Annotated in this window: 16 protein-coding genes; 12 read left to right on the top strand and 4 right to left on the bottom strand. The window is 48.9% G+C overall.

What is annotated here, in order from left to right; all coding sequences use genetic code 11:
• Both AC2215_RS05485 and AC2215_RS05490 read left to right on the top strand, forming a co-directional pair.
• A partial coding sequence (locus AC2215_RS05485; RefSeq protein ID WP_486808957.1) for a CHAT domain-containing protein occupies nucleotides 1-1718 on the top strand: 1718 nt, incomplete at its 5' end.
• A 136-nt stretch (nucleotides 1719-1854) separates the two neighbouring features.
• Entirely contained in the window at nucleotides 1855-2256 is a 402-nt protein-coding gene (locus AC2215_RS05490) for a hypothetical protein (protein WP_486808958.1), read from the top strand.
• Between the two features lie 744 nt (nucleotides 2257-3000).
• Here the strand turns inward: AC2215_RS05490 and AC2215_RS05495 are convergent.
• The gene (locus AC2215_RS05495) at nucleotides 3001-3210 is read right to left on the bottom strand and encodes a hypothetical protein (protein ID WP_486808959.1); all 210 of its coding nucleotides are present in this window, start codon (nucleotides 3208-3210) and stop codon (nucleotides 3001-3003) included.
• A gap of 226 nt (nucleotides 3211-3436) precedes the next feature.
• Between AC2215_RS05495 and AC2215_RS05500 the strand changes: the two genes are divergently transcribed.
• The 4 genes from AC2215_RS05500 (at nucleotide 3437) to AC2215_RS05515 (ending at nucleotide 10733) form a co-directional block, all read left to right on the top strand.
• A complete protein-coding gene (locus AC2215_RS05500) occupies nucleotides 3437-5458 on the top strand; it encodes an ATP-binding protein (protein WP_486808960.1) in 2022 nt (673 codons plus the stop codon).
• A gap of 18 nt (nucleotides 5459-5476) precedes the next feature.
• Nucleotides 5477-7396, top strand: coding sequence for an ATP-binding protein (locus AC2215_RS05505; protein WP_486808961.1), 1920 nt, complete (start codon nucleotides 5477-5479; stop codon nucleotides 7394-7396).
• 98 nt (nucleotides 7397-7494) lie between these two features.
• Nucleotides 7495-7890: a response regulator gene (locus AC2215_RS05510; RefSeq protein WP_486808962.1), complete on the top strand. Its 396-nt coding sequence runs from the start codon at nucleotides 7495-7497 to the stop codon at nucleotides 7888-7890.
• A 182-nt stretch (nucleotides 7891-8072) separates the two neighbouring features.
• Nucleotides 8073-10733: a PAS domain S-box protein gene (locus tag AC2215_RS05515; RefSeq protein WP_486808963.1), complete on the top strand. Its 2661-nt coding sequence runs from the start codon at nucleotides 8073-8075 to the stop codon at nucleotides 10731-10733.
• A 434-nt stretch (nucleotides 10734-11167) separates the two neighbouring features.
• Here the strand turns inward: AC2215_RS05515 and nirD are convergent, their stop codons facing one another.
• Entirely contained in the window at nucleotides 11168-11533 is a 366-nt protein-coding gene (gene nirD / locus AC2215_RS05520) for a nitrite reductase small subunit NirD (RefSeq protein ID WP_486808964.1), read from the bottom strand.
• A 218-nt stretch (nucleotides 11534-11751) separates the two neighbouring features.
• On the bottom strand, nucleotides 11752-14289 hold the full coding sequence (nirB, locus tag AC2215_RS05525; protein ID WP_486808965.1) for a nitrite reductase large subunit NirB: 2538 nt from the start codon (nucleotides 14287-14289) through the stop codon (nucleotides 11752-11754).
• 779 nt (nucleotides 14290-15068) lie between these two features.
• Here nirB and AC2215_RS05530 point away from each other — a divergent pair.
• From AC2215_RS05530 to AC2215_RS05555, 6 genes are all read left to right on the top strand, one after another.
• Nucleotides 15069-15914: a phosphate ABC transporter substrate-binding protein gene (locus AC2215_RS05530; protein ID WP_486808966.1), complete on the top strand. Its 846-nt coding sequence runs from the start codon at nucleotides 15069-15071 to the stop codon at nucleotides 15912-15914.
• Nucleotides 15871-16749 carry a phosphate ABC transporter permease subunit PstC gene (gene pstC, locus AC2215_RS05535; RefSeq protein WP_486808967.1) on the top strand — a complete coding sequence of 293 codons (879 nt, stop codon included), beginning with the start codon at nucleotides 15871-15873 and terminating at the stop codon, nucleotides 16747-16749. Before AC2215_RS05530 ends, pstC begins: the two co-directional genes overlap by 44 nt.
• Nucleotides 16742-17608: a phosphate ABC transporter permease PstA gene (gene pstA / locus AC2215_RS05540; RefSeq protein ID WP_486808968.1), complete on the top strand. Its 867-nt coding sequence runs from the start codon at nucleotides 16742-16744 to the stop codon at nucleotides 17606-17608. The genes pstC and pstA overlap by 8 nt, the downstream gene beginning before the upstream one ends.
• A gap of 210 nt (nucleotides 17609-17818) precedes the next feature.
• On the top strand, nucleotides 17819-18601 hold the full coding sequence (locus AC2215_RS05545; protein ID WP_486808969.1) for a phosphate ABC transporter ATP-binding protein: 783 nt from the start codon (nucleotides 17819-17821) through the stop codon (nucleotides 18599-18601).
• A gap of 868 nt (nucleotides 18602-19469) precedes the next feature.
• Complete coding sequence (locus AC2215_RS05550) at nucleotides 19470-20510, top strand: cytochrome-c peroxidase (protein WP_486808970.1); 1041 nt, start codon at nucleotides 19470-19472, stop codon at nucleotides 20508-20510.
• On the top strand, nucleotides 20510-22144 hold the full coding sequence (locus tag AC2215_RS05555) for a DAHL domain-containing protein (RefSeq protein WP_486808971.1): 1635 nt from the start codon (nucleotides 20510-20512) through the stop codon (nucleotides 22142-22144). The genes AC2215_RS05550 and AC2215_RS05555 overlap by 1 nt, the downstream gene beginning before the upstream one ends.
• An 88-nt stretch (nucleotides 22145-22232) precedes the next feature.
• On the opposite strand, the gene AC2215_RS05560 is transcribed toward AC2215_RS05555, so the two are convergent.
• The gene (locus AC2215_RS05560) at nucleotides 22233-22400 is read right to left on the bottom strand and encodes a hypothetical protein (RefSeq protein ID WP_486808972.1); all 168 of its coding nucleotides are present in this window, start codon (nucleotides 22398-22400) and stop codon (nucleotides 22233-22235) included.
• Between the last annotated feature and the right edge of the window lie 75 nt (nucleotides 22401-22475).

The following is a 22475-nucleotide window of genomic DNA, read 5'->3' on the forward strand; positions in this document are numbered from 1 at the left end:
ATCCCAATCCAGAACCCGCACCCAATCCCACACCCAATCCCAATCCAGAACCTGCACCCAATCCCAATCCAGAACCCGCACCCAATCCCACACCCAATCCCAATCCCACACCCAATCCCAATCCCAATCCCACACCCAATCCCAATCCCAATCCAGAACCTGCACCCAATCCCAATCCAGAACCCGCACCCAATCCCATACCGAGTCCGAGTCCCACACCGAGTCCAGAACCGACACCGGAATCTCGATTCCCCCGTCCGATCCGCGCCAGAATTGCAACAGACTTACAAGGCGTTCCGATTGCAGAGGATATGGGAGTTCGAGCGAGCGTTGAAAACACTGAAAATGCTGAAGAAGCGGTGACTGGGGAACTCGCAGCCGAACCCGCACCCGAGGCAACAGTATCTTCAGAACCTTCCGAGTTGCAAATTCTGCGCCAACAAGTCGGAGAACTCCTCGACGCGGGTTTCTTGACCAAAGCCCTCAGCTCGATCGAAAGTCTCTATGCTCAGGAATTAGAAGCTTACCTCGGTCACTCCTTGAGTCGCGATGTTCTCTCCCTCGATCGCATTCAAGCTCAACTGCAAGACATTGAAGCGCAAACTCGTCAAACTTCTGTTCCGGTCTATGTTTTATCCCGCGACGATCGCCTCGATCTAACTATCGTTCCCCCCTCTGGCGAACCGATTCACCGTAGCATTCCCGAAGCTTCCAAAGATCGTCTCGTGCCAGTTCTGCGGGACTTGCGCATCAATCTCACCAATCCCCGGAGGCGGAACAGCACTCATTACCTAGCGGCCTCGCGACAACTCTACGAATGGATAATTACCCCCCTCGAAGCGGATTTAGAGCGACTCGGTGCAGACACGCTCCTCTTTTCGATGGATGCTGGATTGCGATCGATGCCTGTCGCGGCATTACACGACGGACGGCAATTCCTGATCGAAAAATACAGTGTGGCTCTCATCCCCAGCTTCAACCTCACCGAGATTTCCTATCAACCTCTCCAAGAAACTCGCGTCTTAGCGATGGGAGCGAGCGTTTTTCCCAATAAACCCCCACTTCCAGCGGTTCCTCTAGAACTTTCGACGATCGCCGGTCAAACCGATCGTACTTCCGAACTCCCCGATCGTGGACTTTGGCCCGGTGAGGTTTTTCTCAACGAAGCGTTTACCCTCAAAAATCTCACCCAAGAACGGCAAGTTTATCCCTTTGGCATTATTCATCTGGCGACTCACGCCGAGTTTGAATCCGGCGACCCCAGTCACTCTTATATCCAACTCTGGAACGATCGACTCAGTCTCGATCGACTCGAAGAACTCAACTGGCGAGACCCTCCCGTCGAATTACTCGTTCTGAGCGCCTGCCGCACGGCGGTGGGGGATAAAAATGCCGAATTGGGCTTTGCCGGACTTGCCGTCCAGGCGGGAGTCAAATCGGCACTGGCGAGTTTGTGGTATGTCAGCGATGAAGGCACCCTCGCCTTGATGAGTGAATTTTACCGACAGCTCAGACGAGAAGAGGTGACGATTAAAGCCGAAGCCCTGCGAAGAGCCCAAATTGCCATGTTGCGGGGAGATGTATACTTGCGCAACGGTCAACTCGTCGGTTCGGCCAGTACTGTTCCCTTACCGTCTGAGTTAACCCAGTTATCCGATCGTGACTTGTCTCATCCTTACTACTGGTCGAGTTTTACCACGATCGGCAGTCCTTGGTAGTTCTCGGGTGCGCACACCCCATCTCCCAAAGGTGACAGGGGAAGTCGATCGAGCTATGGTGTATAGGGTGTTCGTTCCAGACACCGTTTCGAGTCGAAGTTGAGCCGTCGGGAGGCACAAGGACGTGGCAAGTAGTATGGGTGAACTCCAACATCTAAGCGCGTGGGTTAAAGAACAATATCCGGAAGGCTATCTCCTCACGTGGCTGCTGACTCAGCCGGGATTGTGGTGGTGCGATGGGGAGATTTACCAAGCGGCGTTACTCAAAGATGGCGATCGCCTGAAACAATATATTCAGAAGAACGAGAAAAATGAAATGCTGCGGGGGATTTCGAGTAAGTTAACCTCCGAGCGCGATTGGCAAGCGCTGGCAACCAGTTTGGCGCAAGTGTTTGCGGTTTACCAGAAAGAATTAAGTCAGTTGCAAACCCAGCGCCTTCGGCAAGATATGATGCAGCAAGAGGGAGATGTCGATCCGATCGTCGGTGCGGATCAAGTGCAACAACCCCTTCCCGATCCCCTCACGGGAAATAATTAGTGCTGCTACGCAGAATTAAAAATGCGTCTTGAAAAGTTGAACGGGACCCAAACCGACCCCGCTCGCAATGCACGCAAAATAAAAAATGTTTACTGTATAGAACCTCAGTTTTGCTTAAGCCATCTCGCCGGGATGCAGACTTTGGGTGACGTTTTTCGGGCGGTCGGCAAGCCTCTTGACAGCGAAGCGACAACACTGGCTACATCTGGTCGCTTGGGAGGAAAGTACTCTATCCCCATTCCCCATTCCCCATTCCCCACCCTCACCGGAAACAGTCTTATCCAAAACTGACGTTACTCGTGGCGCTCGCTTCTAAAGCATTAAAATATTGGGTTGATTTTGCAAATATATTCAATACTTTTTCAAGGTTTATTCAGGTTATTGCTTTAATTTTTCAGAGTTCCATAATAATTTGTGAAATATCTTTTTTACATAATCTAGGTACCCAAAAATCTTGAGTTAGAGAAACGCAAACAACCGTTAGGCGAAGGGTTATGCGAGAGCAGTCGTGACAGAATCGGGTTCTCCATTCTCGATCGCAATTTATTTTGCCAGTCTGTAGAATACCGACGCGGACGCAAACCACGAGTGCCGCTACGGGTCATGAAAAATGCAAAATTAAAAATACTTATTGTATAAAGCTTTCACCGGTTGAGAACTCGGTCGTGATTTCTGCCGTTTTGCACTAGAAGTATTGAACCGAACTCGATCCCCCCTTCCAGCTCTTTGGTGATATATACCGAATTAATCGATCGAGCCTGACCCTCGAAAAGTAAAATCACTGAGGATTAGATTCAGCTTGGCGTAAAGAAACCGATGGTTTAATACATCTAAATTTTCTCCAAAAAGAATAAAAATAAGTTCGAGATCGCCGACATTCTTCATGCCGCCGGTGAGTGAGTTTTGAAAGCGATCGCTTCGTTGCACGATCGACCAAAAAACTTTAGACTGCATAGGTGTACGGCAAGCTGACGTCCGAATGTATTTTGCCACAAGGCGATCGCGTGATTTCCGGTTGTCAGTCTTTTACGCAAACTTTCGAGTCCTCAACGAGATATTCTGCGAACTCGATCCGTAATTGCTCGCAGATCGAACGATCGTATTTTTGAGATGCAATCGGATTAGAAACTCATCGACCCAACAATCCAGGACAAAGTACCGATCGACGCCACCCAAATTAATGAGACGGCTACAGAAACATCATGGCAAAGCATTTTTAAGTGCGGCGATCGCAGCGTTATCCATTCTCGGAGCGACTGCACTTTTAGAGAGATCGGAAAATCGGCAATTTCAGCAGCAACAACGGACGGACGCCCTCGATCGACTCAGTACCATTCGCGCTCGCGTGGAAGCCGCCATTAACACTCGGTTGCTATTGGTTGAAGTGTTGGTGGTGCAGGTGGTCGTGAATCGGGAAATGACCCAAGCCCAATTCGCCGAAATTGCCACCCCGTTGCTCGATCGATATCCCGAAATTCGCAGCATTAACTTAGCCAAAAATTCAGTCATCAGTCATATTTATCCCCTGCAAGAAAACCAGACAGCATTAGGGCTGAATTTGGTGGCGACCCCAGAACAAAAACAAGCCGTCGATCGCACCATTGCCTCGAAAAAATCCGTGGTGGCCGGTCCGGTGGAACTCGTGCAAGGGGGCGTTGCGTTTATTAATCGAGCGCCGATTTTTACCCAGTCAGCCGCTGGAACTCCAGAATATTGGGGATTGGCAAGTATTCTGGTGAGTGCCGACACCATCTATGGAGAGGCGGGTTTGCTCGATGAGACATCGAACTGGCAATATGCAGTGCGCGGTAAAGATGGCTTGGGAGAAATGGGGGAGGTGTTCTTCGGCGATGGCGAGATTTGGCAGCAGAATCCGGTGTTGCTATCGGTGACGTTGCCTAACGGTTCCTGGCAGTTGGCTGCTATTCCCCCAGGGGGATGGCTTTCGCGGGCGCAGATTTCGATTTGGCTGAGGATAGGTGGAGGGGCGATCGCCCTTTTGGCTGGCGGTTTGGTGTTCGTACTGGTGGGAGAACCCGCCCGGCTGCAATTGGCGGTAGAACGGGCAACGGCAGCCCTGCGCCAGAATGAAGCGCAACTCCAGCAGGCGAATGGGGAATTATCGATCGCCCAAGAACGCCTTGCCCAGTACAATCGCACTTTGGAGAGGCAAGTGAGCGATCGCACCGAAGAACTCTCCGATGCCCTCGAGGAATTGCAAACCGCCCAAGATGAATTAGTTCAGTCGGAGAAAATGGCTGCATTGGGTCAACTGATTGCCGGTGTCGCCCACGAAATTAATACGCCATTGGGGGCAATTCGATCTTCAGTGGGGTACATCGACGAATTTCTGCACAAAAACCTACACCAGTTTCCTGCCTGGTTTCGGACGCTAACCCCAGAACGGGAAGGGCAGTTTTTCGAGTTGCTCGATCGCGCCTCCCAAAATACGATGACAATTTCCGGTCGCCAACGGCGCAAATTACGAAAGACGATCGTTAGCGAACTCGAGGAACAAAACATTGCCAACGCTACCGGTTTGGCGAATATTCTCTTAGATTTGGGGGTGGGCGATCGTCTCGAATCGTTCTACGATCTTTTCCATGCCGCCGATAGCCAAGGGTTCCTCAACATCGTACGTCAATTCGTTCGCTGGCAAGAAAGCACCCGGGATATTCAGACCGCATCGGAAAGGGCGACCAAAGTGGTCTTTGCCCTGAAAACTTATGCTCGTTACAATCGAACCGGCAAAGCGATCGAAGCCAATTTAATTGAAGGTCTAGAAGCGGTTTTAACCCTCTACAAAAACCAAATCAAACAGGGAGTCACCGTGATTCGTCAGTATCAAGACATACCCAACGTGACGTGCTACTTTGACGATCTCAACCAAGTGTGGACGAATCTAATACATAATGCCCTGCAAGCGATGGAGAATCGAGGAACGCTAACGGTAGCTGCGGTGCATCAAGACGGTTGCATTTGCGTCAGTATTGCCGATACGGGGAGAGGGATTGCTCCAGAGATTGAAGATAAAATTTTTCAGCCCTTCTTTACAACCAAACCCCCAGGAGAAGGGACTGGCTTGGGTTTAGATATCGTGAAAAAAATTGTAGACAAACATCAGGGCAGCATTACCTTTAATTCGGTTCCCGGACACACAAATTTTACAGTTACCCTGCCCGCGATTGCCATTAAAAATTAGACGATAGCTATAAAAAATATGACTAAACCTATTGTAATTTGTATTGATGACGAGCAAGTCGTTTTAGATAGTCTCATTCGCGAACTCTCCGAATCTTTAGAAGATGAGTGCGAAATTGAAACGGCATTAGGAGGCAAGGAGGCGTTGGAGTTAGTGGATGAAATTCTCGAAGACGGTAGTGAAATTGCCTTGGTTATTTCTGACTATATCATGCCCGATCTCAAAGGAGATGAAGTCTTAAGATACGTTCACCAACACTCTCCGCAGACGCTCAAAATTATGTTGACGGGGCAGGCGAGCCTGGAAGGAATTGCCAATGCCATTAACTCGGCAAAACTGTATCGATATATTGCTAAACCCTGGCAAGATGTTGATTTACAGCTCACGGTACAAGAAGCCTTAAAAAGTTACGATCGAGAAAAAAAGATTCGCGAGCAAAATGAGCGTCTCCGAGAAAACGAGCAGCGATTAAATCAGTTTTTATCAGCGATTCCGATGGGAATTGCCGTACACAATGCATCGGGTCAGCTGACCTATACGAACGCGAAAGCAAAAGAATTTTTAAATCTCTCGGAAGCAAACATCGAAGCACTCGCAAAAAACGATATCGATCGATACTATCAGTTTTACGCTCAAAATACACAAGAACCTTCAACAATTGAGGATTTACCGATTGCTCGCTCTTTAAAAGGAGAAACCATCCGAACCGATGTTCTTGAAATACATCAAGGAGAACATCGAATTCCTCTGGAAATATCCTCAACTCCCATCCGCGATGAAACCGGTACGATTCGTTATGCAATTGCTACATTTGCCGATATCACCGAACGCAAACAAGCCGAACAACTGCGGGAAGACTATAACCGCAATCTAGAGATTAAAGTTGCCGAACGAACGCAGCAACTCCGGCAGAAAAATCAAGAACTGGCGAATACCCTCAAGCAACTCGAAACAGCCCAGCAAGAACTTATTCATTCAGAGAAAATGGCAGCATTAGGGCAACTCATTGCTGGGGTTGCTCACGAAATTAATACACCGTTAGGGGCAATTCGATCTTCAGTGAAATATATTCAGGATTATTTCGAAGAACACTTATATCGCTTACCGACCTGGTTTAAAGAACTGACTCCAGAAGCCACACAAATGTTTGGGGAATTATTATCCCGGTCTCTTGACAATCCCGCACTCATTTCCGGACGAGAACGACGCCAACTCAGGAAATTAATATCCGCTCAGCTGAAAGAATATGAGCTAGAAAATGTAGATGTGATTTCCAACTTATTGCTCGATTTAAAGATTCACGATCGCTTAGAGTCGATCGTTCCGATTCTACACCAACCCGATCGCGAAAAGTTTCTCAAAACCGTTCGTTCGTTTGTTCGATTGCAAGAAAGTACTCGAGATATTGGGATTGCATCCGAACGTGCTGCAAAAGTTGTCTTTGCCCTGAAAACCTACGCACGACAAAGTATCAGTGAAGAGAAAATAAAAGTTAATATGATTGAAGGATTAGAAGCCGTTCTTACCCTTTATCACAATCAAATCAAACAAGGTATTAAACTCAGCACTCATTTTGAGGAGCTACCACCAATCGAGTGTTATTTTGACGAACTCAATCAAGTGTGGACGAACTTAATTCATAATGCTTTACAAGCGATGAACTATCGAGGGAAGCTACAAATCCAGGCGGTCGATCGAAATGATGAAATTGAGGTTCGGATTACCGACAGTGGCAGTGGGATTCCCGAAGACATTCAAAGTCAAATATTTCAACCTTTTTTTACAACCAAACCACCCGGCGAAGGAAGCGGATTGGGTTTAGACATTGTCAAAAAAATTGTGAAAAAACATGGAGGTACAATTTCATTTAATTCTGTACCGGGAGAAACTACGTTTATCGTTACGTTACCCAATTCGATCGAATCCAGATCGGAGTGAATTAGATAAACTGGGAAACGTAAAAAAATCGTATTTTAAATTTTCCAGCGATATCAAAATCCAGGAAAAATATTTTTAAAAAACATTCAGAATAAATTATGTCTAATCTGGCTATTTTATTTGTAGATGATGAAGCGGTTATCCTCAATAGCGTTCTCAGACAAATTCAAGAAGAATTTGACGATCGATATATCTATGAAACCGCAGAAAATGCTGAAGAAGCCTTAGAGGTTCTCGATGAACTTCAAGAAGAAGAGACGAAAGTAGTCATTGTGGTATCTGATTGGTTAATGCCAGGGATGAAAGGCGATGAGTTATTAGTCGAAGTTCACAAGCGATTTCCCAAAACGGTGAAAATATTATTGACGGGACAAGCCGATGACGAAGCTATCGAGCGCGCAAAAAACGAAGCCGATTTACACCAATTTATCCCCAAACCTTGGAGTAAAGAAGAGCTGATTAACTCGATTAAATCGGGTATCGATCGATTGTGATTTTTCGATTTATGTATATTCTTCAATAACTCTAGGGATGCATCTAGGCTAGATTGAGAGAGAAGGGTGCGGTTTGCGACTCGCTTCTAGCTAAGAATCCTAAATTTTTGAGTCACGCGATCGAGTGAATGTATCGAACGGAGTCGATCGCGTCGCTTTCATTTCCTCGCCTATTGCCAACCATGAACAAGCCGGTAGTTATTTGTATTGATGACGAGCCGATCGTGCTCGAAAGTTTGAGAAGAGAACTCGAAGAAGCCCTGGAAAATAAATTTGACATTGAAACGGCAGTTGGCGGAATTGAAGCGCTCGATCTCGTTGAGAGTTTACTCGCAGTTGGCTGTCAAATTGCCGTCGTTATTTCGGACTATATTATGCCGGATCTCAAAGGCGACGAAGTGCTGCGGCGAATTCATGAAGTCTCGCCTAATACCCTCAAAATCATGCTGACGGGTCAAGCGACTTTAGAAGGAGTGACCAATGCGATTAACTCCGCCCGACTCTATCGCTATATTGCTAAGCCTTGGAGTTCTGAAGAACTGAATTTAACGGTACGGGAAGCCCTCGAAATTCACTTGCTCGAGCAACAAATTGCCACCCAAAAAGCCCAACTTCAAGCCAAAGATCGCCATCTCGATCGCGTCTTAGATGCAATGCCCATCGGAGTCTGCGTTCACGACGCCACCGGACAAGTCACCTATGCCAACAATAAAGCCAAAGAATTACTCGAAATCGAGGCGATTCCCGAAGCCGAAATCGATTGCTTGTCGCAAGCATATCGAGTGTACCGCACCAATACCGATCGACTCTATCCCTCCCAAGAACTGCCCATCGTCCGATCGCTAGCCGGGGAAACGGTCTGCCTTGACGATCTTGAAGTGCATCGCGGCGATCGCATCGTACCGGTGGAAGTCACCGCCACTCCCCTCCTGGACGATGCCGGTCAGATTAACGGGGCGATCGCGACTTTCCAAGATATCGCTCAGCGCAAAAAAGCCCAAGCCTTACTCACAGATTACAATCACACCCTAGAACGGCAAGTGACCGCCCGCACCGCCCAATTGCGAAAAAGTCAGGAACAGTTTCGGCAAGCATTTGAAACCGCTGCCATTGGTAAGGTTTTTGTCTCGCCAGAGGGGCAATTTTGGCGGGCGAACCCTGCTGCGTGCCAAATTTTGGGCTACAGCGAGACAGAGTTGCGGGATTTGACTTTTCACGAAATCACCCATCCCGAGGACTTGGAAACGGATATCCGCCACCTCCGCCACCTGATGGCGGGAAAGATTCCCTACTATCACACCGAAAAACGCTACATCCACAAAAACAGACAGATCGTCTGGGCGCTGCTAAGCGTCTCTTTGGTACGCGACAGCGAAAACAAACCCCTTTACTTCGTTGCCCAAATTCAAGACATTACAGAACGCAAGCAATGGCAAGCGGCCCTGCAAGCCAGTGAAATTCGCTACGCCACCCTCACCCAAATGTCCCCAGTGGGAATTTTTCGCACTGACGCGCAAGGAGGCTGTAGCTTTGTCAATCCTCGCTGGTGTGAGATGACGGGTCTCAATCTCGAAGATGCTTTTGGAGATGGTTGGGCACGGGCGCTACATCCCGACGATCGCGATCGGGTTACCGATGAATGGAATCGAGCAGTCCGGTTGAATCTCCCCTTTTCGAGCGAATACCGCTTTCTGTGCGCTTCGGGTACGAGCGTTTGGGTGGTGGGACAGGCTGTTCCCGAACCCGATGCCGATGGCAATACCGTCAGTTACATCGGTACGATCACCGATATTTCTGCCCTCAAACAAGCCGAAGCCAATTTACAGGAGAAAAACGAAACCCTCAAAAATACCCTCCAGGAACTCCAACGGGCTCAAGACGAGCTAGTTCTCTCGGAAAAAATGGCCGCCTTGGGTCAACTCGTCGCTGGAGTTGCTCACGAAATCAATAGTCCTTTGGGGGCGATTCGGTCTTCGGTGACTTACATCCGCAACTTCCTTGAGGATAATTTGCAGCATTTTCCCGCCTGGTTTGGCAAGCTTTCCCCTCAAGAAGAAGAATACTTTGTGACGTTACTGGCGCGATCGCAACGCAGAAAAACCTCACCATCGTCACGAGAACTCCGCCAACGCAGAAAAGCTCTCACCCAGAAACTTCGCGATCGCAATCTGGCCGATGCGAGAACCTTGGCAACCCTACTCGTCGATCTCGGCGTTGATGAAGACCTCGAAGCGTTTTTACCCATCTGCCATGCGCCCAACGGTCAAGCATTACTCAACAAAGTCCTCAGTTTCGTTCGCTTGCAAACGAGTACGAATAATATCGATTTAGCGAGCGATCGCGCGGAAAAAATTGTCTTTGCCCTGAAAAGTTACGCTCGTCACGATCGCTCTCAAACCAAAACGCGCGCTCTGATTACCGATGGCATTCAGACGATTCTCACCCTCTATCACAGCCGACTCAAGCAGGGCATTGAAACCATTTTTGAATGCGAAGAAATCCCGGAAATCTGTTGCTATCCCGACGAACTCAATCAAGTTTGGACAAATCTGATTCACAATGCCCTACAAGCTATGGGAAATCGGGGCACTTTGAAGATTGAGGTCACTCAGCAAAACAGCCAAATCTGCGTGGAAGTGAACGATAGCGGTAAGGGGATTCCTCCGGAAATTTTACCGAATATTTTTCAACCCTTTTTCACGACTAAACCCATTGGCGAAGGCAGCGGTCTGGGATTAGATATCGTGCGCCGGATTATTGATAAGCATCAGGGAAAAATTGAGGTTTCGTCAGTTCCAGGAAAGACGAAATTTACCGTTTTGATTCCAATTGTCGATGCTTAGACATATCGCAGGAAAATTAAGATCTGTTGATGCGTTACGACGGATCGATCGATGTAATTTAGAGATAAAGTGACCGCCATAACCGCCTACTGCATCCCAATTCTGTTAGAACTCAGATCTCATCGATCGATCCAAATTTGCTTTATGAATTGTCTGGATTCGGGTGATGTGGAGACCTCGTGAAATGGAGATACGGTAAACGTTTTACCTCATTTAGAATAAGAGTTCTCTAGCGACCGGATTGGGTATTATATCCCCCATACCCCCCCTTCTTAAGAAGGGGGGAACAAGAAAAAGTCCCGGACAAACTAACAGCGCACGCTTCCTCTGGCTTCCGGACAAATCAACAGCGTAAGCATCCTATGGCTTCCCCCTTCCCCCTTCCCCCCGTGCGAGAGGATTTTGGAGAATTAAGTTGCACATGGCGTTACTTATTACTTATTACTGACAATACCCACTTCCACCATGCCATCTACAATTCGAGTGGGGTACGACGGAATAGAGACATTCGGATCGTCTAAACATTCTCCCGTCATTAAGTTAAAGTTTTGCTTGTAAATGGGAGACGCAACTTTGAGAATTCCTTTGCGATCGCCCACAATTCCTCGGGATAGGACGAAGGCTTTGCTGAACGGATCGTAGTTGCCGATGGCATAGGTGCGATCGCTATTACTGACTCTAAAAATCGCCACTTGCTGCCCTTCAATGAGAGCGCAAACTCCCGTATTGGGGACGATATCCGCAAAAGGACAAACGGCAATCCATTGAGTGGTATCGGGCATTGAAGGGGTTTGAACCATGATAATTTCCTTGAATGTTTGAGTGTTTGGGAATGGGTAAGAATTCGGAATTCGGAATTCGGAGTTCGGAGTTCGGAGTTTGGAATTCGGAAAGGGAGAATGGGGAACGGGGAACATTTAATTGAACAATTATCCTCTCCCTTGTCCCCTTGTCACCTTGTCCCCTTGTCCCCTTGTCTCCCCCTGCCCCCGAAGCCTCCGAAGCCCCCGAAGCCCTCTTAATGAGTGACAGTGGCTTCCCGTTCTTCGGCAGTTGCCGGCCGCTTCTGTCCCCGTTCCTCGACGTAAGCCAAGGTAGGATCGGGGCGATCGGTATTGACAAAATGGCGGAAGCGCTTCAGTTTTTCGTCATCCTCGATCGTCGTTTTCCACTCGCACTGGTAGGTATTCACCAAGTGTTGCATCTGGGCTTCGAGTTCGTCGCAAATTCCCAGCGAGTCCTCAATCACCACTTGTTTGAGATAATCGAGACCCCCTTCGAGTTTGTTGAACCAGGTAGAAGTACGTTCTAGACGATCGGCCGTTTGGATGTAGAACATCAAGAAGCGATCGATATACTTAATCAGGGTTTCCTTATCGATATCCGTCGCAAGCAATACCGCATGTTGGGGTTTCATGCCGCCGTTACCGCACACGTAAAGGTTCCAGCCGTTTTCCGTGGCGATGATACCGAAATCTTTCCCCTGGGCTTCGGCGCATTCGCGGGTACAGCCGGAAACCGCCGATTTGAGTTTGTGGGGCGATCGCAATCCTCGATAGCGCAGTTCGACTTCGATCGCCAAACCGGTGGAATCTTGCACGCCAAACCGACACCAGGTACTGCCAACGCAGGACTTCACCGTTCGCAGCGCCTTACCGTAGGCGTGGCCCGACTCGAACCCGGCATCCACCAGACGCTTCCAAATGTGCGGCAACTGGTCAACCCGCGCGCCGAACAAATCCACCCGCTGGGCCCCGGTAATCTTGGTGTAGAGTCCGAATTCCTGGGCCACTTCCCCGAGAACGATGAGTTTGTCGGGGGTGATTTCGCCCCCTGGAACGCGAGGAATTACCGAATACGTCCCATCTTTTTGGATGTTGGCGAGGTAGTAGTCGTTGGTATCCTGCAATCCAACGTGGGGTTTTTCCAGGATGTAGTCGTTCCACGTCGAAGCCAGCATCGATCCCACTGTGGGCTTGCAAATCTCGCAACCGAGTCCGCTACCGAAGCGGTGCAGCAGTTCGTCGAAGGTTTTGATGCCGTGTACCCGAATCAGGTGGTAAAGTTCCTGACGGCTGTAGGCAAAATGCTCGCACAGGTGATTTTTGACTTCGACTCCTGCTTTTTTGAGTTCGGAGTTGAGGAGGTCTTTGACGAGGGGAACGCAACCGCCGCAGCCGGTTCCCGCTTGGGTGCATTTTTTCAAGCTGGGGACATCAGTCAGACCCTCTTCGTGGATTGCCTTGCAAATGTCGGCTTTGGAGACGTTGTTACACGAGCAAATCTGGGCGGTATCGGGCAAGCTATCGACTCCCATCGCCGGGGCTGCGGCACCTTCGCGGGGCGGTACGAGCAAGTCTTCAGGATGGGGAGGTAAGGCGATCTGATTTTGCATCAGTTGCACCATCGTTCCGTAAGCGGAAGCATCGCCGACGAGGATACCCCCGAGGAGATACTTGCCATCTTCGCTGACGACGATTTTTTTGTAAGTTCCGCCAATGGAATCGGAGATTGCCAGTTCTTTTGACCCAGGGGTTTTGGCAAAGTTGTCGCCGAAGCTGGCCACATCTACGCCCAAGAGTTTGAGTTTGGTGGACATATCGGCACCGGTGAAGGTGGCTTCGGGGTTGCCGCAGATGCGATCGCTTGCCACTTCTGCCATGTGGTAGCCGGGGGCAACCAGGCCGTAAATGCGCTGGTGGTGCAGGGCGCACTCACCGATGGCGTAGATATTGGGATCGGAGGTTTGACAGGCATCGTCGATGGCAATCCCACCCCGTTCGCCGATAATTAACCCACTTTGGCGGGCGAGTTCGTCCCGGGGGCGAATCCCGGCGGAGAAGACGATCTGATCGGTGTGGAGTTCGGTGCCGTCGGCAAACAGCATTTTGACGATTTTGCCGTTCTCGCTGACGATTTCCGTGGTGGCTTTGCTTGTATGCACCGAGATGCCCAGGGCCTCGATTTTTTCACGCAAAATCGTACCGCCTGCTTCGTCGATTTGGACGGGCATCAAACGGGGGGCAAATTCAACCACGTGGGTTTCTAAACCCAGAGACTGGAGGGCGTTGGCGCATTCAAGTCCCAACAAACCGCCACCGACAACGACGCCGACTTTGGATTGTTTGGCCCAGGCTTCCATCTGTTCGAGGTCTTCGATGGTTCGATAGACGAAGTTGCCGGGGGCATTGTTACCTTTGATGGGGGGAACGAAGGGATAGGAACCGGTGGCGAGTACGAGGCGATCGTAGGGGATTTCCAAACCGTTGGCGGAACGGACGATTTGGCGATCGCGATCGATTTCGGCAGCCCGTTCCCCCAAATACACTTTAATATCGTTTTCTGCGTAGAAACCGGGTTCGACGAGGGTGAGATCGGCGGCGGTTTTACCTGAAAAGTAGCCGCTTAAATTGACGCGATCGTAGGCAACGCGCGGTTCTTCGCAAAAGGTTATGAGGTTCCAGTGTCGATGGCCTCCTTTTTTGACCATCAACTCGAGGAACTTGTGACCCACCATGCCATTCCCGATGACGACTAGGTTTTTCTTGGCGGTCATATAGGCACTTTCCCAAACTCTTTGGTACTCACTTTAGGGAATTCGATCGCAAAAGTATCCCTGTTTATGCAATAAAAAAAACATATCAATGCGTTTTTAGCATCAAAAATGAAGTTTCTTACATTTATTTTTTATTGTTTATTTTTATTAATTTTGCTAAAAAAATGCATCCCGATCTCCTGGTGTGATTTTGGTTTTTTCCTCCCAGATTCAACGATGTCACCAAACCCATTCCAAGCCCAATTGCTCCTCAGGTTGCAACTGGAAAACTTAGCTAAAAAACTTAGAAAATACTTAAGATATTTATATTTTGTCTCACGATAGTGTAAAGCGTGACAACAACGTTAAAGGTCTACCGTTGTGAACACCGTCATACACCATTGAGCATTGGTGAGGCGGTATGAGTTGTTGGCCCCCTGTCCGGGGGAACGGGGAAGGGGGAAGGGGGAACGGGGAATGGTGACTGGTTTTGGATGTGGGATCGGAGCGTCGATCCATCATCGGAAACCGTCTAGAGCTCAATCGTCAATCGAGTCGTCACACTAAATCTGGGGCTTGACAAACAAGCAATTTTCGCGCGCATTTCACCAATGACCATTGAGAAAGATGCGATCGCATCAAACCCACTCATCAAGATCTCAGATCGATCTCAGCAACCGTTAGCGTATTGGGGTCACATTAATAAGAATACAAACAACCCCCAGTTCCCCATCCCCGCTCCCGCCGCGTCATCTGCTCCCCCTTCCCTCCCACATCCGAACTAAGGTTAAAGTAAGTTTATGAAATGTAGCATCTCCAAAACTCTTCTTACCGGTTTGGTTCTGAGCCTAACGCTGCAAGGGTGTTCCGGAAGCGGTGCCCAAATCGGTTCCCCTGCAACCCAAAAACTGATCGTCACCGGTTCGAGTACCGTCGCCCCGCTCATTTCAGAGATGGGCAAGCGATTTGAAGCCCAAAACCCAGAGATTCGAGTTGACGTACAAACGGGGGGTTCCTCCCGAGGACTCTCCGATACAGAACAGGGACTCGCCGATATTGGCATGGTGTCTCGCGCCCTTAAAGAAGAAGAACTCCAAGAACGACAAGGATATATCGTCGCCCTCGATGGCATCAGTCCCATCGTCCATGGCGACAACCCCCTCACCGAAATCGACAGCGAGGACGTGGTTGCCATCTATACCGGCGAAATCGACAACTGGAAAGAACTCGGCGGTTCCGATGCCCCGATCGCCGCGATCAACAAAGCCGAGGGACGCTCTACCCTCGAACTATTTTTAAAACACTTCAAACTCGAACCCGAACAGATTCAAGCCTCAGCAATTATCGGGGATAACCAGCAGGGCATCAAAACCGTTTCCGGAAATCCCGATGCCATCGGCTACGTCTCCATTGGGGCGGCAGCCTATAGTATCGAGCAAGGGGTTCCGATTAAGCTCTTAAACCTAGACGGTGTAGAAGCCAGCGTCGATCGAGTCATCGATGGCAGCTTTCCCCTCTCTCGTCCTCTGAGTTTGGTCGTTAAAGGTGAACCCACGCCCCTTGCCCAGGAATTTTTAGACTTTGCCCTTGCCGAAGAAAACCATGACCTTATCCGCGAACAAAACTTCGTTCCGCCCCAACGTTGACGAGATTCTGGTTTGGGTTCTGCGCATCTTAGCATTGGTGGCCGGGGCGATCGTCATTCCGATCGCGATCGTTCTGATCCGAGAATCCTGGCCGATTCTGCAAAATATCGGTTTCTTGCCCTTCCTAACTGACACCGCGTGGTTCCCTTCCAAAGAGCTATATAGCCTCACCCCCATGCTTGTCAGCACCCTATTGGTGGTGGGAGGTGCTTTACTATTAGCCGCGCCAGCAGGCATTCTCTCCGCCCTCTTTTGCCATTTTTACGCCCCACCGGCTGTCGCCACCCTCTATCGCCGCCTCTTGGAATTGCTCGTGGGGATTCCGGGAGTGGTTTATGGCTTCTGGGGATTGGTCGTCCTGGTTCCCCTCATTAATCGGCTGCATCCCCCCGGCACCAGTTTGCTGGCGGGCATCTTAGTCTTGGCATTGATGACCGTTCCCACCATTGCTCTCACCGCAGAAGCGAGTCTGGCCGAAGTGCCCCCCGCCTACCTCCTCGGGGCGGCCGCGTTGGGGTTATCTCGCTGGGGTACGATTTGGGGCGTGGTTTTGCCCGCCGCGCGGACTGGGTTATTTACCAGCTTAATTCTGGGAACCGGGCGCGCTTTGGGAGAAACGATGGTGGTGTTGATGGTTTGCGGCAACATCGTTCAAGTGCCTCAAGGGTTATTCGATCCGATTCGCACCCTTCCGGCGAATATTGCTTTGGAAATGGCCTATGCGTTAGGCGACCATCGTTCGGCGTTATTTGTCAGTGGGTTGTTGCTGTTACTGGCAAGTTTGGGATTGGTACTCGTTGCGGAGGCGATCGCAGATCGGGAAATTTATGGATAATCTCGACACCAGCAGCCGCAAAATGACTGGCTATAAGGATGGGGTACTGGCGGTACTCGTGTGGGGAAGCGCGATCGCCATTACCGGCATTTTTCTCTGGATTGCCATCGATGTCACCTGGCACGGCATCGGGCAAATTTCCTGGGAATTTATCACCGCCGAACCTCGCAATTCCGGGCGCGATGGGGGGATTTCATCGATTCTGATTTCCACCGGGTTGATTCTGGGGGTTTGTTTGGGAACTGCGGTGCCGTTAGCCCTGGGAACGGCGATTCTGCTGGCGGAGTTTAGCGCCACTCACAACCGCTTCGGACAGTGGGTGCGTCGCAGTTTGGATATGTTGGCGGGGGTTCCCTCGATCGTCTTTGGTTTGTTTGGCAATGCCTTTTTTTCCGTTACCCTCGGCTTGGGCTTTTCCATTTTGGCGGGAGGGTTAACCCTGGCGTGTATGATTTTGCCGATTTTGATTCGCACCATCGAAGTCGGATTGCGATCGGTTCCCGATGACTACCGGTTGGGGGCGGCTTCTCTGGGTTTGAGTCGTACCAGCACTGCGATTCACGTTCTATTACCCTCGGCGATTCCCAGCTTAGTTGCCGGGTTGATTTTAGGGATGGGACGAGCGATTGCCGAAGCGGCTGCCTTGATTTTCACGAGCGGTTACGTCGATCGAACTCCCACCTCTTTACTCGATTCGGGGCGATCGCTCTCCATTCATATCTACGATCTCTCGATGAACGTCCCGGGAGGCGATAGCAATGCCTATGCCTCTGTTTTGGTGTTACTCGTCTTTCTACTTTTGGCAAACACCATCGCTATGGGGTTGAGCAAACTCTGGATGCATCGCGCAATGTCGTGAGTGGGTGGGTGTCGATCGGAACAATTGGTCAAGATTCAGGTCGATCTCCTGGATTCGAGTCTGCTGTAGGGTTGACCGTTTTGCAAGATTGAGGTTACAGCGTTATTCACTAAAGCTGCGTAGGGTAGACAGTTCGGTCATGAGTGAGGCAGTTCGATACCCCCAAGACAAACTCTTCACCCTACACCCCACACCCTATACCCTATACCCATGCAATCCAACTTATCGAACCCCTATCTCTCCACTCGGAACTTAAGCTTAGCCTATGGCAAGAAACTCGCCTTTGAAGATGTGAGTCTCGATGTCAACAGGGGGAAAATTGCCGCCCTCATTGGACCTTCGGGTTGTGGTAAAACGAGTTTTCTTTCCTGTCTAAATCGCCTGACCGATCTGCTGCCCAACTGTCGGGTTTCTGGTGAAATTCAAATCGGTAATCTGGATGTGATGAGTCCCAAAATCGATCCGATCGCCCTTCGCCGTAAAGTGGGGATGATTTTCCAAAAACCCAATCCCTTCCCCTTTTCAATTTGGAAAAATATTGCTTTTCCTCTCAAAGAGCATGGGATTAAAGAGCGCGATCGCCTCGATTGTATTATCGAGCAAGTTTTACGGGATGTGGGACTCTGGGATGAAGTCAAAGACCGATTGAAATCTTCTGCCCTCTCTCTTTCCGGCGGGCAAAAACAACGTCTCTGCATCGCCCGCAGTTTAGCTCTAGAACCGGAAGTCTTACTGATGGACGAACCGTGTAGTGCCCTCGACCCCATTTCTTCGGGGGTGGTGGAAGATTTAATTGCCAGTTTGCGGGGAAGATATACGGTTTTAATCGTGACTCATAACTTAGCTCAAGCCAGAAGAATTGCCGATTCAGCGGCTTTATTTTGGGTAGAAAATGGGAGCGGTCGTTTGATGGAGTCCGGACCCATAGAACAAATTTTTAACGCCCCCAACCACCCAATTACAGCGGCTTATATTAGCGGAGTAAAAGGGTGAGAGTGTGGGTTTAGTTTTCAACTCGATCGCGCCATAAAAATTAGGAGTCGTTCGATCGCAATCTCACGATCTATCGCGTTTCTTGAATGAATCAGGTACGGACGATCCCCCTAAATCCCTCTTATGAAGGGAGACTTGAAATTTACGATCGGACCCCACTGACTTGTAAAGTACTATATGTCACCGTTTCTCGACTCAATCTAGTGTGGCTACGGGTCATTAAAAATGCATCTTAAAAAGTTGAACGGGATGGAAACCGACAACGCTCGCGATGCAGGCAAAATTAAAAATGCTGACTGTATATAGCTTTCACCAGTTGAGAACTCGGTACTTGTTTCTGCCGCACTGCACTAGTGCTGCTACGCAGAATTAAAAATGCAAAATGCGCGCATTAAAAATGCTGACTGTATATAGCTTTCACCGGTTGAGAACTCGGTACATGTTTCTGCCGCGCTGCACTAGAACGATCGTATCCCTCAAAGCGCCTACCCTTTCACCGATCGCCGTCTAGGTTGGCAAACTCTCATATTTATCGCGCGCTCGAATTTCCAAAATTGGCAAGACAACGAACTCATCTTATGAGATTACAACTTCTCAGCGGCTTAGGGATTTTAAAGTCATGAACTCACCTAAAAAGTTAACAAAAAAATTGACAAACCCAAAAGAGTAGGCGATTCTAAGAAAAATCTCGATCGCGCTCTCGAACGCTTTTATCCCAAACATTTTTATCTGGGGCTTCAATAGCCTAATTTTGTGCTTGACACGCTTCCGTGTTCTCGCACATTCTAGGGCTGAAAATAAAGATGGCGAGCAACAACTCTGGATGTGTCGCTTAAATCTGTTTTGAGATGAATGGGGTTAATTCTTGGTGCTGAAAAAATTTAAAAAGTTATATACCTATATCTTTCTGTTCTGCGTGACGATGTTCGCGGCCTTGGGAATCACCTATTTGTGGGAAACAACTCCCAATGCATCCTCAACATCCGACACACAAGCCAATGGAGGTTCGGCCGCACTGGCCGCAGAACCGATCTCTCCCATACCTCTGACCCAAGAACTCGACGAGCGAAAAGTGGAACTGGGCGATCGATTGTTTCACGAGCCAAAGCTTTCGACCAACGATACCATTTCCTGTGCCACCTGCCATATGCTCGATAAAGGGGGCACCGACGGGTTGGGAACATCTCTGGGAATGCAAGGAAGCAATACGGGATTGAACTCGCCGACGGTGTTTAATAGTGGCTTTCTCTGGCGGCTGAACTGGGATGGCCGGGCGGCCACCCTAGAAGAACAAGCGGATGGTCCCGTGGCTGCGGCTAAGGAAATGGGGGGAATGAGCTGGCAAGATGTCGTTGATAAGCTCAAGCGATCGCCCGATTACGTCAAAGCGTTCGATCGCGCCTACGATGACGGTCTCACCAGCGACAATATTAAGGATGCCATCGGCACGTTTCAGCGTTCTTTGTTTACCCCCAACGCTCCCTTCGATCGATATTTGCGCGGAGACAACGATGCAATTTCCGAGGATGCGAAGGCTGGGTACGATCTCTTCAAGTCTTACGGTTGCATTACCTGCCATCAAGGAATGCTGGTAGGGGGCAATATGTTCCAAAAAGTTGGAGTTTTTGGTGATTACTTTGCCGATCGCGGGAATGTCATTAAATCTGACTTAGGGCGGTATAACGTTACCCAAGACGATAGCGATCGCCATGTTTTCAAAGTGCCGAGTTTGCGAAACATTACTCGCACCGCTCCCTATTTTCACGACGGAAATCCGAAAACCCTCGATGAAGCCATTAAATTGATGGGTCAATATCAGCTTGGGGTCGATCTGCCTCAAAAGGATGTCGATCTAATTATGCAATTTTTGATAACCCTGACCGGTGAGTACCAAGGAAAACCCTTGTAATGAAAAAGATCGAGAAACTTAAAGTACTGAAGTCGAGCCAGCCGTTATGGCTGATTCTATCGAGTGCGATCGTTCTTATTCCGATCTCAATTTTTTTAGTCAGTCAGAGTTTATCGGTTAGTAATTCGGAGTACCAGAAGTACTACGATAAAATGCTCGAACTCGAAGAACTCGAGGCGGATTTCGAGCGAGAAATTCTCAAGTCGCGATACGAGTTATATTCTTCCTACGATCGATTGGTGGAAAATCTAGATCGGCAGCGCGCCCTGGAAGAAGATTTGAGTAAAATTCCTCGATTCGTGAATTTTAAAAATCGACAAATTATTGAAAAAAATCTGGCAAAAAAATTTGAGACTTTAGATAAAAAAGAAGAACTGAGCGAACGTTTCAAATCTCAAAATGCTCTCCTGAAGAATTCTTTGCGCTATTTACCTTTGCTCACCAGTCAAGTCGAATCTCAAGAAAAGACAGCTTTAAAACCTGAAGTATTTTCATCTTTGAAAGCCACTCTCGAAGGATTAATTCGCAATCTTCTTTTATATAATATTTCGGTAGATCGTCAACTAACCGCAAATATTAATCGCTTGAACAATCAGTTATTGGATATCGATATCAAAAATAAAGTCAAAACAGAAGATTTTCCCACCGAAAAAGTGATTTCTCATGCAAGCATCATCTTAAACACCAAGCCCCAGGTCGAAAGTCTGACCACCCAACTGCTATCGTCATCCGAACGACCCGCAGAAGACCTCGAAAAAATCTTCAAAAAAAGCTACCAGCAAGCCATCCAAAGAGTCAAAGTCTATCGAGTGTTAACCGTTGCGTGGTTTCTCGGACTTTTGGGTTTAGGTAACTATTTATGGTGGGAGCGATCGTCCGAACGAAAAGAACCCAGCTTAACCGGAATCAAACAACGAATCGACGAAATTTTAGGAGAGATAAACTATATTCAAACCGACTCGAGTTCGGCCTCAAATTCTAATGTCTCCGATTCCCGGAGCTATATTTCTCGATTAGAACCCTACGAAAAAGAGTTAGAGCAATTAGCCATTCGAGTTCGGAAAACCTCAGATTACTGGCAAACTCAAGATAGCCAGCTCCAGCAGCAGATTCAAAACCTCAAGCATCAAATTGAAACCGCCAAACAGGAGAAAGAAAAGACCGTTACCCAAGCCAAGGAAACCCAACTGAACCAACAGATTCTCCAACTGAGTGCTGCCCTCGAACAAGTCCGCACTCAGAAACAAACTCTGCAAATGGAGTCACCGCCTGAAGAGCCGATCGCCCATTTGAGCCTGCTGACGAAACAGCAACGCCAGATCGTGACTCCTTCGATGGGAGAACGTTTGCAAACCATCCTCCGCCGTACGCTCAAGGAACGAGAATGCCAGCTTCTCGACTTTCAAAGCACTCCCGAACTGATTCAACTTTCCTTTTTCCATCCTCCCAAAATTCAGCTCTCTCAATTGGTTCTTCACTTGAAAAGCGTCGCATCGACCTGCCTTTACGAAGAATTTCCAGACCGGCTTCAAGACTTCCAAGACATCACAGAACCAGGCGATATTTGGAGCGAAACTTATTTTCTGACCATATCGGATGCCAGTGCAAATCGAGAGGAAGTGCAGGCTCAGTAATCTATCCGGTTGAATCACTATAATTTAACGTCAGTTTGGGATAAAAAGTGCCGGGTGGGGGTAGGGTATGGGGTGTAGGGTGTAGGGGTTAGAGTAACGTCAGTTTGGGATAAGACTGTTTCCGGTGAGGACGGGGAAAGGGGTCGGGGGGAATGGGGATGGAGTACTTTCCTCCTGAGCAACCAGATGTCGCCAGTGTTGTCGCTTCGCTTTCAAGAGGCAAGACGGCCGCCCGAACGTCACCGGTCGTCTGCATCCCGACGAGATGGCTTCAGCAAAACTGACGTGAACGGTATGTGCGTAGTGCTATAACAGGTCGATTGAGTCTATA

The sequence above is a fragment of the Zarconia sp. genome (assembly GCF_057467645.1).

Excerpts from the sequence above, each read along its gene's own strand:
- AC2215_RS05490 (WP_486808958.1), top strand. The coding sequence starts at position 1,855 with ATGGGTGAACTCCAACATCTAAGCGCGTGGGTTAAAGAACAATATCCG.
- AC2215_RS05505 (WP_486808961.1), top strand. The coding sequence starts at position 5,477 with ATGACTAAACCTATTGTAATTTGTATTGATGACGAGCAAGTCGTTTTA.
- AC2215_RS05545 (WP_486808969.1), top strand. The coding sequence starts at position 17,819 with ATGCAATCCAACTTATCGAACCCCTATCTCTCCACTCGGAACTTAAGC.
- AC2215_RS05495 (WP_486808959.1), bottom strand. The coding sequence starts at position 3,210 with ATGCAGTCTAAAGTTTTTTGGTCGATCGTGCAACGAAGCGATCGCTTT.
- pstA (WP_486808968.1), top strand. The coding sequence starts at position 16,742 with ATGGATAATCTCGACACCAGCAGCCGCAAAATGACTGGCTATAAGGAT.
- nirB (WP_486808965.1), bottom strand. The coding sequence starts at position 14,289 with ATGACCGCCAAGAAAAACCTAGTCGTCATCGGGAATGGCATGGTGGGT.
- AC2215_RS05515 (WP_486808963.1), top strand. The coding sequence starts at position 8,073 with ATGAACAAGCCGGTAGTTATTTGTATTGATGACGAGCCGATCGTGCTC.
- nirD (WP_486808964.1), bottom strand. The coding sequence starts at position 11,533 with ATGGTTCAAACCCCTTCAATGCCCGATACCACTCAATGGATTGCCGTT.
- pstC (WP_486808967.1), top strand. The coding sequence starts at position 15,871 with ATGACCTTATCCGCGAACAAAACTTCGTTCCGCCCCAACGTTGACGAG.
- AC2215_RS05530 (WP_486808966.1), top strand. The coding sequence starts at position 15,069 with ATGAAATGTAGCATCTCCAAAACTCTTCTTACCGGTTTGGTTCTGAGC.
- AC2215_RS05510 (WP_486808962.1), top strand. The coding sequence starts at position 7,495 with ATGTCTAATCTGGCTATTTTATTTGTAGATGATGAAGCGGTTATCCTC.
- AC2215_RS05560 (WP_486808972.1), bottom strand. The coding sequence starts at position 22,400 with ATGCAGACGACCGGTGACGTTCGGGCGGCCGTCTTGCCTCTTGAAAGC.
- AC2215_RS05555 (WP_486808971.1), top strand. The coding sequence starts at position 20,510 with ATGAAAAAGATCGAGAAACTTAAAGTACTGAAGTCGAGCCAGCCGTTA.
- AC2215_RS05500 (WP_486808960.1), top strand. The coding sequence starts at position 3,437 with ATGAGACGGCTACAGAAACATCATGGCAAAGCATTTTTAAGTGCGGCG.